Here is a 16510-nt window from a genome sequence, read left to right on the forward strand (position 1 = left end):
CCGGACGGCTCATCGGGGCGCCGGGAGGTACCCGGAGCCGACGAAGTAGCCGAGGTAGGTGTGGAAGAGCCGGGCGTCCAGTGGCGGGCAGGTGATGCCCGTGCCGGCCAGGTGGGCCCGGGTGTCCTCGTCCGAGAAGCGGACGGACGTGAAGCCGCCGCCGGCCGGGTCGAAGAGGCTGAGCAGCGGGTAGGCCGCGTTGGCGGGGTCGGCCTTGACGAGGTCGACCCATGCGGAGGGCTCCAGCTCGTCGAGCCGGTAGCCGAAGTCGCGTACGTGGCCGAGTACCCGGGACAGCGGCACGGGCCGGGTGTTGACCTGGTGGTGGAGCCCGCCGAGCGCCTCGGGTCGGGCGGCCACGGCCACGATGGCCCGGGCGACGTAGTCGACCGGTACCAGGTCCGCCTCGGCGGTCAGGCCGCGCGGCACGGCGCCCGCCTGGACGCAGCCCTTGATGACGCGCCACAGGAAGTCGTCGGTCTGGCAGGCGCCGGTGACCGTGTGCCCGGAGATGCGGGCGGGGCGGTGCAGGGTGACCGGCACGCCCTCGGCCCGGGCCAGCTCGATGACCTGCTCGGCGACCCACTTGCTCTGGGTGTAGCCCTGGCGCAGGAGTTCGGGCGGGCCGGTGGGCGAGGTCTCGGCGAGCGCCTTGCCGTCGGCGGGCGGCCCGGCGAAGACGCCGACCGTGGAGACGTGGTGGACGGCCGCCCGGCCGGTCGCGGTGGCCAGCCGGAGGATCTCGCGGGTGCCGTCGACGGTGGCGGGTCGCAGCTCCTCGTAGGGCAGGACCAGGTTGACGGCGGCACCCGAATGGTAGATCGCGTCGACGCGGGCCGCCAAGTCCTCGTACGCGGCCGGGGCGAGGCCGAGGCGGGGGGCGGCGAGGTCGCCCGCGACGGCGCGGATCCGGTGGGACCGGGTCGGGTCCCACAGCCCGAAGTCGGAGAGCGCCTTCTCCAGTCGTCGCTGCGCGCCGGCCTCGTCCTCGGCGCGCACCAGGCAGTGCACGGTGGCGCCGGTGGCCTCCAGGAGCGCGTCGAGGAGGAACGCGCCGAGGAAGCCGGTGGCGCCGGTGAGCAGGACATCGTGCTCACCGCCCGGCCGGGCGGGGGCCGGGAACCCGGTGATGCCCTCGCCGAGCACGGTGTCGGCCCGCATCGCCGCAACCGGCGCGAGGGCCGCCCCGCGGTCCTGGTCCGCGGCCCCCGAGCCGTCGAGGACGGCGGCGATGCCGGCCACGGTGGGGTCGGAGAACAGGGTGCGCAGCGGTAGGCCGGTCGCGAACTCCTCGCGCAGGCGGAAGACCAGCCGCGTCGCCAGCAGCGAGTAGCCGCCGAGGTCGAAGAAGCTGTCGTGCACACCGACCCGTTCGAGGCCCAGCAGCTCGCGCCAGGCCTGGGCGACGCGCTGCTCGGTGGACGTACGGGGGGCGACGTAGGCGGTGGTGCTCTCGGCGCGGACCGGCTCGGGTACGGGCAGCGCCTTGCGGTCGACCTTGCCGTTGACGGTGAGCGGCAGCGCGGCCAGCACCACCACGGCGGTAGGCACCATATAGGCGGGCAGCCGCTCGGCGAGGTGGTCGCGCAGCAGGGCGGCGGTGGTCCCGGAGGCCTCGCCCTCGCGGGCGCCGGGCTCCAGGGTGGCGTACCCGTACAGCCGCATCTCGCCGTCGGCCGCGCGCTGGGGCACGATCACGGCGGCGTGTACGTCCGGGTGGTCGAGGAGGACGGCCTCCACCTCGCCGGTCTCGATGCGGTAACCGCGGATCTTGACCTGGTGGTCGGCGCGGCCGACGTACTCGAACTCGCCCCGGGGGGTGAGCCGGGCCAGGTCGCCGCTCTTGTAGAGGCGGGCGCCGGGGACCGGGGAGAAGGGGTGCGGGACGAACCGGTCGGCGGTCTTGTGCGGGTCGCGGAAGTAGCAGCGGGCCAGGCCCGGGCCGCCGACGTACAGCTCGCCGGTGACGCCGATCGGCACGGGCTGGAGCAGTTCGTCGAGGGCGTACAGCTCCATGTCGGGCATCGGCCGGCCGATGGGGCTGCGCCGGTTCTGCCGGACGTCCTCGGCCGTCATCTCGCGGATGGTGACGTGGATGGTCTCGGTGATGCCGTACATGTTGACCAGGCGCGGGCCCCGGTCGCCGTGACGCTGGAACCAGGAGGCGAGGGTGCCGGACTCCAGTGCCTCGCCGCCGAAGATGATGGTGCGCAGGGGCAGCTCCGCCGGGTCGTGCCGGGCGTCGACGGCGGCGAAGTGGACGAAGGCGGACGGGGTCTGGTTGAGGACGGTGATGCCCTCTTCCCGGACCAGCGCGTAGTACGCCTCGGGGTCGCGGGCGGTCTCCGCGGGGACGACGACCAGGCGGCCGCCGTGCAGCCAGGCACCCCACATCTCGACCACGGACACGTCGAAGGCGTAGCTGTGCAGCATCGGCCAGGCGTCGTCCTCGCCGAAGTCGAAGCTGCTCGTCGCGGTCATGGCGGCGAACATCCGGGCCACGGTGGCATGGCTGACCTGGACGCCCTTGGGGGTGCCGGTGGAGCCCGAGGTGTAGATGACGTAGGCGGCGTTGTTGGGTGCGAGCGGCGCGCCGTCGCGTGCGGGCACCGGGCGCGCCGGGTCCGGGAAGGGCTCCTCGGGCCGGTCGATGACGAGCAGGTGGCCGTCGTAGTCCGGCAGGGCGCCGCGCAGCGCGTCATGTGTGATCAGGACGTGTGGGGTGGCGTCGCCGAGGATCCGGGCGAGCCGGGCGGCCGGGTAGAGCGGGTCCATCGGCACGTAGCCGCCGCCCGCCTTGAACACGCCGAGGATGGCCACGGCCGTGTCCAGGCCGCGATCGAGGAAGAGGCCGACGAGGCTCTCGCGGCCGACGCCGGCGGCGCGCAGCCGCACCGCCAGCGCCTCGGCCCGGCCGTCCAGTTCGGCGTAGGTGAGGCTGCGGCCCTCGCAGCTGACGGCGACGGCGTCGGGGCGTCGGCGCGCGTGTCGGGCGAAGGTCTCGTGCAGGCACTCGGTGACGGGGAAGTCCCGGGCCTTGCGGCCGATCTCCAGGACGCGCCGCCGCTCGGTGGCGCTGAGCAGCGGGAGCCGGGAGAGTCGGGTACCGGGTTCGGCGACGGCCCCTTCGAGCAGGGTCAGGTAGCGGTCGAGCATCCGCTCGGCGGTGCCGCGGTCGAAGAGGTCGGTGTCGTACTCCAGTGTGGCCACCCAGCCGTCGCTCCGCTTGCCGACGATGAGCTGGAGGTCGAAGCGGGAGGTGCCGTTGTGGGTCTCGACGGCCTCGGCGCTCAGGCCCGGCAGTTCCAGGCCGGTGGTGGTGGCGTTCTGGAGGATGAACATGGTGCGGAACAGCGGCGTGAGGTGGCTGCCGCGGTCCGGCCGGAGCTCCTCGACGATCTTCTCGAAGGGCAGGCCCTGGTGGGCGTAGGCGCCGATCGCGGTGGTCCGGACCCGGCGGAGCAGGTCCCCGAAGGAGGGGTCCCCGGACAGGTCGACCCGCAGCGGGAGGGTGTTGGCGAACAGGCCGATCAGTTCCTCGGTGTCCACGTCGGAGCGGCCCGCTATGGGCGTCCCCACGATCACCTCGGCCTGTCCGGCGCACCGGTGGAGGAGGGCACTGTACGCGGCCAGCAGCACCATGTACGGGGTGACGCCCCGGCCGCGGGCGGCGGCGGCGACCGCGTCGAGCAGCGGCTGCGGGATCTCGCGGCGGATCCTGGCCCCGCGGTAGCCGGGCTCCTCGGGCCTGGGCCGGTCCGTGGGCAGTTCCAGTGCGGTCGGGTCGCCGGCCAGCCTCTCGCGCCAGTACGCCAGGTCGGCGGACATGGAACCGTCGGTGAAGCGTCGGTGCTGCCGTTCGGCGAACTCGGCGTATCGGACGGCCGGTTCGGCGAGGGACGGTTCGGCGGCCCCGCCGGCCAGCTCGGTGTAGGCGGAGTTGAACTCGCGGATCAGGACGTCCAGCGACCACCCGTCGCAGACGAGGTGGTGCACGGTGAGGGAGAGGACGTGCTCCTCGGGCCCGAGCCGCGCGAGGCCGATGCGCAGCAGCGGCGGGCGGCCCAGGTCGAAGGGCTCGGTGGCCTGCTCGTGCAGCCAGCCGCCGAGGGCGCGCCCCTCGGCGCCGGCGGTGCCGCAGAGGTCCACGAGGGAGAGTTCCGGCTCGGCGTCCTCGGGAGCCAGCACGGTGTGGCCGGGGGCGCCCCGGTGAACACCGAACGCCGTGCGCAGGGTGTCGTGGCGGCGGACGACCGCGCGGAACGCGCCGCGGACGGCGTCGATGTCGAGCGGGCCGGTCAGCCGTACGGCGAGCGGGATGTTCTGCAGGGAGGTGCCCGGGACGAGTTCTTCCATGAACCACATGCGCTGCTGCGCGAAGGAGAGCGGGCGGTCCGCGGGCCGGCCCGCCGTTCTCGGCGCGTCCGCCGTCGGGCTGTTCGTCATGGTGATGTGGCTGGTCACTGCTCCACCGCCTCGGCAGGGTTGTGGGTCTGTGCGCGGACGGCGAGTTCGGCCATCCGCCGGACGGTCGGCTCGTCCAGGAAGTCCTCCAGCGGGAGGTCGGCCCGGAAGAGCCTGTTCGCCCGGGAGATGAGCTGGGAGGCGTTCAGGGAGTCGCCGCCGAGCATGAAGAGGTCGTCGTCGGGCCTGATCCGCTCGATGCCGAGCAGCTCCCGCCACAGGGCGGCGACCTGCTCCTGCGGGCCGTCGGCGAGGCGGACCGGGCCGCCGACCTCGACGTCGGCCGGGTCCGGCCCGCCGGCGGCTGCCACGTCGGCGGCGGGCGGTGCCGGGAGGGCCGAGAGGGCCGGGGCGGCAGCCGCCGTGGCTCCGGCCGCGGCCGGGGCGTCGATCCAGTGCCGGCGCCGGTCCATCGGGTGCCCGGGCAGCGCCGTGATCCGCGGCCGGTCCGGGCCGTCGCCGGCCGACGGCAGCTCCAGGTCGACGCCGTGCGCCCAGGCGTCGCCCACCGCCTGGAGCAGGACCTGCCGGTCCGAACCGGCCTGGCGGGCGCCCCGTACGGTGCCGACCGTGCGCAGCGCGGGCCCGCCGGTCCAGGCGGCGAACCGGCCGAGTGCCCGGCCGGGGCCCAGCTCCAGCAGCACCGGGTCGGGCTGGACCTCCAGCAGTGCGCCGACCCCGTCGGCGAAGCGTACGGCGGCCCGCGCCTGGCCGGCCCAGTACCGCGGGTCGGTGGCCTCGGCGTCGGTGATCCAGGTGCCGGTGACGTTGGACGCGAAGGGGATCCGCGGTGGGTTCAGCCGCACCCCGGCGACCAGGTCCGCGAAGGGCTCCACCATCGGGTCGAGCAGCGGCGAGTGGAAGGCGTGCGAGGTGACCAGCCGTTTGGCGGCGACCCCGCGGGCGGCCAACTCGGCCTCGGCGGCGGCCACGGCCGCCTCCGTGCCGGACAGCACGCAGCGCGCGGGTGCGTTCAGCGCGGCGATGGTGAGCCCGGGACCCTCCAGGGTGCGGGCCTCGGCCTCGGTGAGTTCCACCGCGAGCATCACCCCGCGGGGGCACTCTTCCATCAGGCGCCCGCGGGCGGCGACCAGGCGGACGGCGTCCTCCAGGCCCATGACCCCGGCGACGGCGGCGGCGGTCCACTCCCCCAGGCTGTGGCCGAGCAGCGCGGCGGGCCGTACGCCGCGCGCCGTCCACCACCGGGCCAGTGCGTACTCGACGGCGAACAGCGCCGGCTGCGCGAACCGGGTGGAGGTGAGCGCGTCGTCCGCGCCGGCCGGGGCCGGGCTGCTCAGCAGGGCGAGCAGGTCGGTCCCGGTGTGCGGGGCGAACAGCTCGGCGCACTCGGCGAGGTGCCGTGCGAACTCCGGCTCCTCGGCGAGGAGTCCGGCGGTCATGCCCTGGTACTGGGTGCCCTGGCCGGGGAAGAGGAAGACGGCCGGGGCGTCGCCGGCCGCCCGGACGCCGGTCGCGCGGCGCAGCGCCGCCGCCGCCGCGGCGGGCTCGGCCGCCGCCACCGCGGTGCGGTACGGGAACCGTCTGCGGCCGCGGGCCAGGGTGTGCGCGATGTCGGGCAGGGTCTCGGCGGGTGCGGTGCCGAGGACGTCCGCGAGCCGGCCTGCGGCTTCGGCGAGGGCGTCGGAGGTACGGGCGGACAGGGTGATCAGCTGGTGCCGGGGCGGGGCGGCGGCAGCGGTGGTGGTCCGGGCGGGGGCGGCGGGCGGTTGTTCCAGTACGACGTGCGCGTTGGTGCCGCCCACGCCGAAGGAGCTGACCCCGGCCCGGCGCGGTCCGGGCCCCGCCGGCCAGGCCCGGCGCCGGTCGTTGACGGTGAAGGGCGACTTCTCACTGGTCCGCGGGTTGCGTGTGCGGTAGTGCAGGCTCGGCGGCAGTTCGCCCTCACGGACCGCCAGCACGGCCTTGATCAGGCCGACGACGCCCGAGGCGGCGTTGAGATGGCCGATGTTCGTCTTGACCGATCCGATGGCGACGGCGCCGGGCGCCGCCCCGTCGGCGCCGAACACCTCGTCCAGGGCCGCCAGTTCGATCGGGTCGCCGATCGCGGTGCCGGTGCCGTGGGCCTCCACGTAGCCGATCGAGGCGGGGCTCACCCCGGCCGCGAAGTAGGCGTCGGTGAGGACGTCGGCCTGCCCGTCGGTGCTCGGCGCGGTGTAACCGCTCTTGCGGGAGCCGTCGTTGTTCACGGCGGAGCCGAGGATCACGGCGTGGATCCGGTCGCCGTCGGCGAGGGCGTCGGAGAGCCGCTTGAGGGCGACCACGCCGGCGCCGCTGCCGAAGACCGTGCCGGCCGCGTCGGCGTCGAAGGCCCGGCAATAGCCGTCGGGGGACTGGATGCCCCCCGTCTCGTACACGTAGCCCCAGTCCTGCGGGAGCTTGACCGAGGCCCCTCCGGCGAGCGCCATGTCGCACTGGTAGTCCAGCAGTGCCCGGGCCGCCTCGGCCACCGCGACCAGCGAGGTGGAGCACGCGGTCTGGACGGTGACGGCGGGCCCGGTCAGGCCCAGCCGGTGGGCGACGCGGCTGGTGAGGTAGTCCTTGTCGTTGCCGTGCAGCAGGGCCGCCGGGTACTCGCCGAGCAGCCCCTCTCGGGAGCGGCCCGGCAGCACGTTGAGGACCAGGTAGGAGTTGAAGGAGGTACCGCCCCAGACGCCGATCCGACCCCGGGACCGTTCGGGATCGCAGCCCGCGTCCTCCAGCGCCGCCCAGCACTGCTCCAGGAACAGCCGCTGCTGCGGGTCGGCGAGCGCCGCCTCGCGCGGCGTCATGCCGAAGAACTCAGCGTCGAAGTCCTCCACGCCCTTGATCCGCGCGACGGCGGGCACGTACCCCTCCGGGGCGTCGGCGGGCGGCTCCAGGCGCTCGATGGACTCGACGCCCTCGACCAGGTTCCGCCAGAACCCGTCCGGGTCATCGGCTCCCGGTACCCGGCAGGCCAGTCCGACGACGGCGATCCGCTCCTGGTCGTCCGCCCCGTCCATGCCGTACGTCCCGTCCGTGCGGTCGTTGTGTTCGGCCACGGCCTCAGACATCCCCCTGTCCCCTTCTCATCCGGCGCCGCCGGTCGGCGGCCCGTCGTGCACGTTCTGCGGCCTGTTCGCGGGCGGCGGCCGACCGGTCCGGCTCCCCGCCCGGGCCGGCGGCGGTCCCGCCGAGGAGACCGTCCACGTGGCGGCCGAGCGCCGCCACCGTCGGGTGCCGGAGCAGGTCCAGCACCGGTACGTCCACGCCCAGTTCCTCCCGCAGTCGCAGCTGGAGCGGGACCAGTTGAAGGGAGTGGCCGCCGCGCCCGAAGAACGTGTCGTCGCGTCCGATGTCCTCGACACCCAGCAGCTCCTGCCACAGGGAGCGCACCGTCTCCTCGGTGCGGGTGGCGGGCGTACGGGCCGCGCCGCCGGCCGTCGCCGCGCTGCGCCGCCAGGCCCGCAGCCGGGCGGTGTCCACCTTGCCGTTCGTGGTGAGCGGGAAGGCCTCGACCACGTCGACGGTGGCGGGCACCATCGCGGCGGGCAGCCGGCCCAGCAGGTGGGCGCGGAGCGCGGCGGCGTCGGCGCCGCCGTCCGTGGTGGCCCAGGCGGCGAGGCCGAGCTCGCCGGTGGCGTCGGCCACCGTGGCGACCACTGCCGCCGTGACCGCGGGGTGGCCGCGCAGGGCGTGCTCGACGCCGGAGAGGTCCACCCGGTGGCCGCGCACCTTCACCTGGCGGTCGGCGCGGCCCGCGAAGACCACCGTGCCGTCGGGCCGGTGCCGGCCGAGGTCGCCGGTGCGGTAGAGCCGTTCGCCGTGGGCGCCGCCCGCCGGGTCGGGGCGGAACCGGCCTGCCTCGTCCGGCCCGAGGTAGCCCTCGGCCAGGTGGGGGGTGCGGACGGTGATCTCGCCCAACTCGCCTACCGTGGCGGGCCGTTCGCCGCGCAGCACCAGCAGCTGCGCGCCGTCGATGCCGGTGCCCAGCGGCACCTGCTCGTCGGCGGCGGGCTCGCCGACCGGGTACCAGGCCGGGGCCTGCGGGGTCTCGGTGGCGCCGTAGAAGTTCACCAGGCGCACGCCGGGAGCCAGCCTGCGCAGCACGGCGGCCTCCCGTCCGGTGAGCGTGTCCCCGCCGAAGACGGCCAGGCGCAGCGATGGCAGGCAGCCGTCGGGCAGTCCGCTCAGGAAGCGTGCCGTCGGCGGGGTCAGGTGGAGCACCGTGATCCCCTCGGCGGCCAGCCAGCGGGCGTACGCCTCCGGCGCGGCCAGCAGCCCCGGTTCCGGGATGTGCAGCCGGGCGCCGACCGAGAGCGGCACGAACAGGTCGCGCAGCAGCGGGTCGTGGCTCAGCCCCGACGTGAGGGCGAAGCGGTCCTCGGCTCCGATCCCGAAGGTGCGGGTGTACCAGTCCGTGAAGTGGGCCAAGGGCGCATGGCTGCCGACGACGCCCTTGGGCGCGCCGGTGGTCCCGGACGTGAAGGCGACGTACGCGGTGTCGCCGGGGGCGGCGGGGCGGGCGGCGGGCACCGCCGCGGCCGCCGGCTCCGCACCTGCGGGGGCGTCCGCCGTGACGCTGCGCGCGAAGACGACCCCGGGACCGAGGACTTCGGGAAGCTCGGCGCCGGTCTCCAGCCACGCCGCGGCGCCGAGGGCGCGGGCGGTCCGCTCGCGCCGCCCGACCGGGTGGGCCCGGTCGAGCAGGCTGAAGGCGGCTCCGGCGCGCAGCGCGGCGAGTACCGCGACGACCAGGGCCGGTGACCGCTCGGCGTGCACGGCCGCCACCCGGCCGGGGCCGATGCCCGCGGAGGCCAGTTCGGCCGCCAGCGCGGCGCTGGCGCGGTCCAGCTCGCCGTACGTCAGGTCCCGGCCGCCGTGGCGGAGGGCGACGGCGTCGGGGCGGGCCGCCGCGGCCCGCGCGAACCTCTCGTGCACGGCCGCGGTCCACGGGCCGGCCGGCAGCGGCCGGGCGGGGTCCGGGAGCGCGGACGGTCGCGGCAGGGCCAGCTCCGCCACGGGGGCGGCGGGGTCGGCGGCGGCCGATGCCAGCAGCGCCTCGAACTGGTCGAGGAAGGCGGCGACGGTCCCGGCGTCGAACAGCGAGGCATCGTAGACGAGGTCGAGCCCGAGCGAACCGTCCGCATCCGGGGTGACGTAGAGGGTGAGGTCGTAGCGGGCGCTGAGGTCCTCGGTCCCGGCCAGCCGGGTCCGCACCCCGGGCACGGTCGGGTGGGTGTCGTCCAGGTTGAGCATGTTGAACAGCACCTGGAACACGGGGGTGCGGGTGAGGTCGCGGTCGGGGGCGAGCCGGTCCACGACCCTTTCGAAGGGCACGTCCTGGTGGGCGTCGGCGTCGAGGGCCGCCGTCCGGACCCGCCCGAGCAGATCCCGGAAGCCGGGGGCGCCGGAGGTGTCGGTGCGCACGGCGACGGTGTTGACGTAGAGGCCGACGCTCTGCTCCAGGTCCGGGCGGGTCCGGCCCGCCACGGGCATGCCCACGACGACGTCCTCCTGCCCCGACCAGCGGGACAGCAGTGCCGCGTACCCGGTGAGCAGGGCCATGGACAGCGAGGCGTTGTGCTGCCCGGCGAGCGTGCGCAGCCGGCCGGCCAGGTCCGCGCCGAGGGTGCGCCGCTCACGCGCCGCCGGGCGGTCACCCACGTCGCGGCGCGGCCGGTCGGTGGGCAGCTCCAGGTGGGCGGGGGCGCCGGCGAGGGTGCTCGCCCAGTGGGCGAGTTCGGCCTCGCCGGCCTCGCCGGACTGGCGTTCGCGCTGCCAGTGGGCGAAGTCCGGGTACTGCACGGGCGGTTCGGGCAGCTCGGGCGAGGCGCCCGTCGCGTACGCCGCGTACAGCGCGGTCAGTTCGCGCACCACGAGCCGTACCGACCAGCCGTCGGCGGCGATGTGGTGGACCGAGAGCTGCACGGTGTGCCGGTCCTCGGCCAGCCGGATCAGCTGGGTGTGCAGCGGCGAGCGGGTGAGGTCGAAGGGCTGCTCGAAGAAGGCCCGGCTCCGCTCCGCGCGGGCCTCCTCGCGCTCCTCGGCGCCGAGACCGCTGAGGTCCACGACCGGCAGGATCGCGTCGGCGGCGACCTCGGTGACGAGCTGCCGGGGCTCCCCCGCGAAGGAGGTGAAGACGGTGCGCAGTGCCTCGTGGCGGCGTACCACCTCGGCCATCGCGGCACGCAGGGCGGCCGGGTCGAGCGGCCCGTCGAGGTGCAGCTCGCCGGCGATGCGGTACGCGAGGCCGCCCGGCCGCAGCTGCTCCACGAACCAGAGCCGTTGCTGGGCCGAGGACAGGGGCAGGCCTTCGGGGCCGCGCGGCAGCCTGGGCAACGGCGCGGGCTCGGCGGCCCGCACGGCGCCGGTCCCCGCGGCCCGCAGCCCGTCGATCCGGGCGGCCACGGCACGCAGCACGGGGGCGTCGAACAGGTCGCGCAGGGGCAGTTCGACCCCGGTGTGCTCGCGCAGCCGCGCGGCGGCCCGGACCGCCAGCAGGGAGTGGCCGCCCAGTTCGAAGAAGTGGGCGTCGGCGCCGATCCGCGCGATGCCGAGCAGCTCGCTCCACACCTCGGCCACGGCCCGTTCGGTGGGCGTGGAGGGCGGGGTGGCGGCGGCGCCGTCCTCGGGGAGCTCCTCGGGGGCGGGCAGCAGGGCGCGGTCCACCTTGCCGTTGGGGTTGAGCGGGAACGCGTCCAGGACGAACAGGTGCGAGGGGATCATCGCGGAGGTGAGCCGCTCCGCCAGGTGCGCGCGCAGCGCGGCGACGGTGGGGGCCTCGGCGTCGGGCTCGCGCAGGACGTATCCGGCGAGGACAAGGCGGCCGTCGCGGCCGGGACGGGCCATGACCACGGCCTCGCGGACCCCGGGATGCGAGTCGAGGGCGTCCTGCACCTCGCCCGGCTCGATGCGCACGCCGCGGATCTTCACCTGGTGGTCGGCGCGACCGAGGTAGTGCAGGGTGCCCTGCCGGTCGAAGCGGACGCGGTCGCCGGTGCGGTAGAGCCGGGCGCCCGGCTCGTCGGTGAAGGGGTGCGGGACGTAGCGGTCGGCGGTGAGGTCGGGCCGGTTCTGGTAGCCGCGGGTGACGCCCGTGCCGCCCAGGAACAGTTCGCCGACGACGCCGGCCGGGACCGGGCGCAGCCCGGCGTCCAGGACGTAGAGCTCGGTGCCGGGCAGCGCGCGCCCAATGGGCGGGACGCTGCCGTCCGGTACGCAGACCTCGGTGGTGCAGAAGACGGTGATCTCGGTGGGCCCGTACGCGTTGACGATGCGCCGGCCCGGTGACCAGGCTCGCACCAGGTCGGCGGAGACGGCCTCGCCGACCGAGGTGAGCTCGGTGACGGTGGGCAGGTCGGCCGGGTCCATGGTGGCCAGGACGGAGGGGGTGGCGCTCAGGCTGGTGATGCGTTCGCGCCGGATGGTGTCGATGAGCGGCGGCCCGGGGCGGAGTTCCTCGCGCGGGGCGACCACCAGGGTGGCCCCGGTGGTCAGCGCCATCATCCATTCCCAGGTGCTGACGTCGAAGCTGATGGAGGCGTTCTGGAGGACCCGGCGGCCGGGGCCGGCCGGCAGGGCCTCGCGGTGCGCGTGGTCGAAGTCGACCAGGCCGGCGTGCTCGACCATCACGCCCTTGGGTCGGCCGGTGGAGCCGGAGGTGTAGATGACGTAGGCGAGCCGGCCGCCGTCGGGGGCGGGCAGTTCGGGCGCCGGGGAGGGCGGTTCGTGGCTGTCGTCGAGGTACAGCACGGGAACCCCGTCGGGGACGGGCAGCCGGCCGGCGACGCTGCGCTGGGCGAGCAGCAGGGCGACCGAGGAGTCCTCGATCATGTACTCGAGTCGCTTGACCGGGTAGGTGGGGTCGAGCGGGATGTACGCGCCGCCCGCCATCAGGATCGCGAGCAGGCCGACGAAGAGGCGGGGGGTGCCGTCGCCGCTGAGGCCGACCTTGACCTCGGGGCCCACGCCGTACGAGCGCAGCACCAGTGCCAGTGCCCTTGCCTGTTCGGCGAGTTCGGCGTAGCTCAGGCGCTCCTCGCCGGCCGAGACGGCGGTGGCGTCCGGGGTGCGGGCGGCCTGTTCCAGTACCAGTTCGTGCACGCCCCGGCCGGCGAGGGCCGCCGGGTCGCCGGGCCGGCTCCACTCGCTCAGCACCTGGCGGCGGTCGGCGTCCGAGAGCATCGGCAGCCGCCCGTGCGGGGTGTCGGGGCGGGCGGCGCAGGCGGCGGCCAGCGCGCGGAAGTGGCGGCCCAGGGCCTCGGCGGTCTCGCGGTCGAAGAGGTCGGTGGCGTAGCGCAGGGAGCAGCTGACGCGCCCGTCGACCTCTTCCGCGAAGACGGTCAGGTCCTGCTCGCTGCCCTGGACGGACAGCGGGTACGGCTCCAGGCGGAGGTCGCCGATGTCGAGGCGGGCGCCCGCGGCGCCGGTGGCGAAGAGCGAGAGGCCCTGTTCCGAGCTGTAGGAGGCGGACTCGTAGAAGAACGCGACGTCGAACAGCGCGCCTGCGGTGGCGCCGGCCCCGTCCGCACCGCCCTGGGCGGCCTGCCCGGCGACCAGCGGGTACGGGTAGTCCTGGTGCTCCATCGCGTCGAGCGCGGTCTCGCGGACCTGTTCCAGCAGGGTGCGGAAGGTGTGGTGGGGGGTGATGCGGGTGCGCAGCACCATCAGGTTGGCGAAGTAGCCGACGACGTCCTCGAAGGCGGCCTTGCCGCGGCCGGTGGAGACGGAGCCCAGCCAGATGTCGTCCTGGCCGGTGTAGCGGTGCATCAGCAGGTTGAAGACGGTGAGGGTCGCCGTGTAGAGGGTGCCGCCGGTCTCCCGCGCGACGCGGCGCAGCCCGTCGGTGACCTCGGCACCGAGGCTGAAGGTGTGCACGGCCGTCCGGTGGGTGGGCCGGGGGGGCCGGCGCCGGTCGGCCGGCAGTTCCAGCCGGGGGACCTCGCCGGACAACTGCTCGCGCCAGAAGTCGGCGCTCGCCCGACCGCGGTCGCCGGCGACCAGTTCGCGCTGCCACCGGACGTACGCGGGGTAGTCGGCGGCGGGCGCGGCCAGGACGACGGGGCGGCCCGCCCGGGCGGCCGGGTAGGCCGCCTGGAGGTCGCGCAGCATGAGCGAGAAGGCCCACAGGTCGGCCGCGATGTGGTGGGTGCCGAGCAGCAGGACCGCCCGGTCGGCGGCCAGCCGCAGCACCCGGGCGCGCAGGAAGGCGCCGGCCGCCAGGTCGTACGGGCGCTCCGCGAAGGCGGTGGCGGCGGCTTGGGCGGCGGCGTCCCGGTCCGGCCGGCCGGTGAGGTCGAGCTCGTCGAACTCCACCGCCGCCTCGGGCCGGATCCGCTGGACGAGTTCGCCGTCCTCCTGGAGCACGGCGGTGCGGAGCACCGGGTGGTGGTCGAGCAGGCCTTGGAGGGCGGTGCGCAGGGCGCCGGCGTCCAGCGGGCCGGTGACCGTGGCGGCGAAGCACAGCCGGTATGCCGGGCTGTCCGGGTGCATCTGCTCGAACAGCCAGAGGGCGCGCTGTCCTTCGGAGACGGGGTGGACGGCGGCGGCGGGGCGGCCGGCGGCGGCGGCGCGGCGCAACAGCTCGGCCCGGAGCAGGGCGCGCCGCTCGTCGGCGGTGGCCGCCGGGGCGGCGGACGCGGCGGACGCGGCGGCGACCGTGGCGGACGCGGCGGCGACCGTGGCGGACGCGGCGGCCGGGCCCGTCAGGGGTGCGGCAGGGTGTGTGGTCATAGCTCGCCCGCCGCGTCACCGGCCAGTCGGCCGAGCAGCGAGTCCACCTCCTCCGGGGAGAGCGCGTCGAGGTCGGCCAGGAGCCGGTCAAGGTCCGCGGGGTCGTCGAGATCGGGCAGGCCTGTGGGGGCCTGGGCGGGATCGGGCCGGGCCACCGGGTCCGCGGCGGGGGCCGCGGGCTGCGTGGCGTGCTGCTCGGCGAGCTGTCTCGCCAGGTCGGCGGCGAGGTCGGCGGAGGTGGCACCGCGCAGGACGGTCACCAGGCCGATCTCCACGCCGTAGTCCGCCTCCAGGCGGCGGCGCAGCTCCAGGCCCATGACCGAGTCCATGCCGAGCGCGTTCAGCGGGCGGTCCGCCGGGACCCGGTCGGGGCCGGTGCGCAGGATCACCGCGGCCGCCTGCCGGATCCGCTCGGTGAGCAGGGCGGCCCGGGCGCCGGGTTCGGCCGCCAGCACCGCGGCCGGGTCGGCTCCGTCGGCACCGGTCCCGTGCGGGGTGCCGGCTCCGGCGGAGGGGGCCTGCGGTTGTTCGGCTGACGGCGCCGGGGCGGTCCGCTCGCGGGGGGCAGGGCGCCAGCTGGAGCCGGCGATGCGCAGCAGCGGCCGACCGCTCGCGGCCATGACGGTCACCGCGGGTCCGGCGGTCTCCGCGACCCCTGCGTCGTCCGGGGCCGCGGCGGCCTGCGTGCCGTGGGCGACGTGCACCCATCGCGGGGCCGCACCCGTGGCCGACTGCTCGATTCCGTACAGGGCCTCCGGCGCGTGCATGCCGAGGACGGCCGCGGCCACCCGCAGGGCCAACTCCAGCAGCGCGCGCGGACCGACGCCGTCGCCGGCGGCCGGGCGCAGCCGTACCAGGGTGCCGTCCGCGGCGTCCCAGGCGGCTTCGACAGCCGGGTCCGCGACCGTACGGGCTCGGGTGCGGGGGGCGGTCGGCACGTCCGCGTCCGGCCGGGCGGGCAGCGGGCCGGGCTCGGTGCGTGCCGTGGCCAGCCGGCTCCAGCCGCTGCCGGGAGTACGGCCGTACGCGGCGACGGCCGCGGCTCCGGGGGCGACGGGGGCGGCCACGACGGTCGCCTCGCCGGGCGCGAGTTCGACGTCCTGCTCCCAGAGCACGCGGGCGGTACGGGGCTGCGCGCCGTCACCGGTCCGCTCCAACGCCTCCAGGGCGGTGGCGGCGACGGAGGCCGCGAACCGGGCGGCGCGGCCCCGCAGGGCGGGCCGCTCGGTGTCGCGGGTCACCGCGGTCAGGAAGCGCACGTCGCGGGCGGCGACGACCGGGGCCGCCGTCGGACGGACGACACCCGCCGCGCGCAGCTCCCACACGGTGCGCAGGACGTTCTCCTGACCGTCCTCGCCGCGCCGCAGGGTGGGCAGGACGACGGGTTCGACGCCCCGGGCCGCGCAACAGTCGGCCAGCGAGGGCGCGAGGGTGGGGTGCGCGCCGATCTCGACGAAGGTGCGGCAGCCGAGACCGACGAGGGTGTCGACGGCTTGGAGGAAGCGGACCGGGCGGCGCAGGTTGTCCGCCCAGTAGGCGGCGCCGAGCTCGGTGCCGGCGACCACGTCGCCGGTGACGGTGGACACCAGCGGGGCGCTGGTCGGCCCGGCCGGCACACCGTGCGCCGCCTGCTGGAACTCGGCACGCAGTGGCTCCAGGAAGCGGCTGTGGAAGGCGATGTCGCCGGGCAGCACCCGGGCGAACACCTCCCGGGCCGCCAACTCGTCCACCACGGCCTGGACGGTCGCGGCGTCCCCGGCCACCAAAGTGGAGCCGGGGGCGTTCCACGCGGCCACGTCGGCCGCGCCGCCGTGGCGCTCGATCCGGGCGGCGGCCTCCTCGGCGTCCACGCCCAGGAGCGCGGTGCGTCCGGTGCCCACGGCCCGGCGCATGAGCTCACCGCGCAGCCGGGCCAGACGGAGCGCGTCCGCGAGGCCGAGGGCCCCGGCGGCGGCCGCGGCCGCGATCTCACCAAGGCTGTGCCCGGTGTACGCGTCCGCGATCACGCCGCGTTCGGCCAGCAGCCGGGCCACGGCGATCTGGAGGGCGACCAGGGTCGGTTGGAGGACCGCCGGGTCCGACAGCCGTGACTCCCCTCGGGACGCGGCCAGTTCGCCGAGCAGTGACCATCCGTCGGGCCCGCGGAGGATGGCGTCGGCCTCCTCCAGCGTCTGCCGTACGGACGGTTCCAGGGCCATCAGGTCCCGGCCCATGCCCGGCCACTGGTTGCCCTGTCCGGAGAAGACGAAGGCGGTGCGGCCCCGGTGGTGGCCGCCGGCCGGATCGGCCGCCGCCGTCGCGCGGCCCACGGCCCAAGTCGATGTCGTCACTG

4 protein-coding genes are annotated in these 16510 nt (G+C 76.0%); all 4 read right to left on the bottom strand.

Annotation, left to right across the window (positions count from 1 at the left end; translation table 11 throughout):
• Positions 1-9: 9 nt before the first annotated feature.
• Genes E6R62_RS15560 through E6R62_RS15575 form a run of 4 tightly spaced genes read right to left on the bottom strand, consistent with a single transcriptional unit; the run spans position 10 to position 16508 of the window.
• Positions 10-4464 carry a non-ribosomal peptide synthetase gene (locus E6R62_RS15560; RefSeq protein WP_136214022.1) on the bottom strand — a complete coding sequence of 1485 codons (4455 nt, stop codon included), beginning with the start codon at positions 4462-4464 and terminating at the stop codon, positions 10-12.
• A complete protein-coding gene (locus E6R62_RS15565) occupies positions 4461-7517 on the bottom strand; it encodes a type I polyketide synthase (RefSeq protein WP_136214023.1) in 3057 nt (1018 codons plus the stop codon). Before E6R62_RS15565 ends, E6R62_RS15560 begins: the two co-directional genes overlap by 4 nt.
• Positions 7510-14178, bottom strand: a complete 6669-nt coding sequence (locus tag E6R62_RS15570; protein WP_136214024.1) for a non-ribosomal peptide synthetase — start codon at positions 14176-14178, stop codon at positions 7510-7512. Before E6R62_RS15570 ends, E6R62_RS15565 begins: the two co-directional genes overlap by 8 nt.
• Positions 14175-16508 (bottom strand): acyltransferase domain-containing protein, encoded by a 2334-nt coding sequence (locus E6R62_RS15575; RefSeq protein ID WP_136214025.1) that lies wholly within the window; start codon positions 16506-16508, stop codon positions 14175-14177. The genes E6R62_RS15570 and E6R62_RS15575 overlap by 4 nt, the downstream gene beginning before the upstream one ends.
• Between the last annotated feature and the right edge of the window lie 2 nt (positions 16509-16510).

The sequence above is a fragment of the Streptomyces sp. A1136 genome, from assembly GCF_004795055.1.
Taxonomy (GTDB): domain Bacteria; phylum Actinomycetota; class Actinomycetes; order Streptomycetales; family Streptomycetaceae; genus Streptomyces.